This window comes from Ancylomarina sp. (assembly GCF_041555295.1).
Taxonomy (GTDB): domain Bacteria; phylum Bacteroidota; class Bacteroidia; order Bacteroidales; family Marinifilaceae; genus Ancylomarina.
Map to the genome: position 1 here is coordinate 1 of NZ_JBFFKR010000469.1, position 1,607 is coordinate 1,607.

2 protein-coding genes are annotated in these 1,607 nt (G+C 36.2%); one reads left to right on the forward strand and one right to left on the reverse strand.

Going from position 1 to position 1,607, the window contains the following annotated elements; genetic code table 11:
* On the forward strand, nt 1-691 hold a 691-nt coding region (locus tag ABY905_RS17170), incomplete at its 5' end, for a hypothetical protein (RefSeq protein ID WP_372646111.1).
* An 87-nt stretch (nt 692-778) separates the two neighbouring features.
* Here ABY905_RS17170 and ABY905_RS17175 read toward each other — a convergent pair.
* Entirely contained in the window at nt 779-1,165 is a 387-nt protein-coding gene (locus tag ABY905_RS17175) for a carboxymuconolactone decarboxylase family protein (RefSeq protein ID WP_372646113.1), read from the reverse strand.
* Nucleotides 1,166-1,607 lie beyond the last annotated feature (442 nt).

The following is a 1,607-nucleotide window of genomic DNA, read 5'->3' on the forward strand; positions in this document are numbered from 1 at the left end:
AGTAAAACTCATACGCGATTTTATACGCTACAATGTCAAGATTATATTTGCCAATAAGTTCATCTATTTTCTCATTGCAGCCTTTGCCTTTTTCCTTATGGTCACTGGCATTATGCTATTTTCCGATTCAAGTCCCGAAGAGGCAGATATCTTTTCAACTCTGCTATTTCCTGGGATCCTGATTTTGTTCTATCCCGTTATCTACAATATTCAATCTGACAAGGATACCCGTATGCTCGAAATCATATTTGGAATCCCCAATTACCGTTACAAAGTCTATCTGGTGCGTTTTTTACTTAGCATCTTTCTCCTTCTGGTTCTTGTATGCTTCATGTCTTGGATTGTGGTGTTTGCCATTATCCGCATATCTGTTTTTCATATGGTATACGAGCTGATGTATAGCCTGATATTTCTAGCTAGTTTAGCTTTTCTACTGGCTTCACTCATTAAAAATGCCAGTGGTGCTGCCGTTGTCATGGTTATTATTGGCTTAATATTCCTGATTCTTGCAGAACCTTTGGAATCGAGCAAATGGAATATCTTTTTAAATCCTTTTGATGTTCCCAGTGACATGAGTTACGCCATTTGGCAAAATGTACTCTATCAAAACCGGATGATGTTGATTGTGGGTTCCATCATCTCTATCCTATGGAGTTTAATCAATATGCAAAAGCGAGAAAAATTTGTTTAACTAATAAAAAAAGGGGGAATTTTTAAATTCTCCCCTAAACAATAACCTTTCAAACAAACTAAACCCAATGGTTCTTAGGCTCTAATTCTACTTGCTCGCTTCTCTAACATGTTTACAAATAGCATCCATCTCTTTGGTGAATTCATTATAATCGAGCGCCATACCATTTATATAAGCACTCCATCCAGCTGTTGCTTTAGCGTAATGAATGGTTTCCTGAATTTCCTCATCGCTTGCCCCATTAAGTTTTGCCATCACGGAATGAAAATAAACACAATAGCGGCATTTCGTTACAGCTGAAATCCCTAATCCAATAAGTTCTCGCTGCTTACCATCAAGACTAGCCCCTTCGAGCTGTACCTTTTTAAACAAACCCCATTCCAATTCCAAACTCGCATCAGGAATCGATTTAAACATACTGGGAACAAGACCTAACATCTGTTCCATCTCCTCATAAATCTTACTTCTCTCCATAATATCCTCCCACATTTTAAAAGAATAAAGTTACGACTTTCACGCTCCCAAGTCAATACGCAGACTAATTCTAAACAAGCATGTATACAACTACTCATCAGACTTTTACCAGCAATAAACATGAAAGCCAATATTCTATTCATCAGTTTAAGATATTCATTTACCAAAGCACCCATTAAGAAATGAAACCCAAAGAATAATGATAAAAAAAATGTATAAACAGCTCTTATTTAGAATGATCGCATAAGAAAAAAGCTCAACAAACTAAATTTTTGGGCTTTTTGCTTTCTATACACACATGTCTATCAGACTTATTAAAAGATTCAAAATAACAAGGAAATAGTGATTTAGTAAATAGGCAAGTTAATCGCTAATTTACGAAGTTGGAAAGCCAAACGGAAACGTGCTTCAACATCGGCATAATCTGAAATTGGATCAAGCA

Bases quoted from the DNA above. Each gene is read 5' to 3' on its own strand.
- ABY905_RS17175 (WP_372646113.1), bottom strand. From the start codon at position 1,165: ATGGAGAGAAGTAAGATTTATGAGGAGATGGAACAGATGTTAGGTCTT.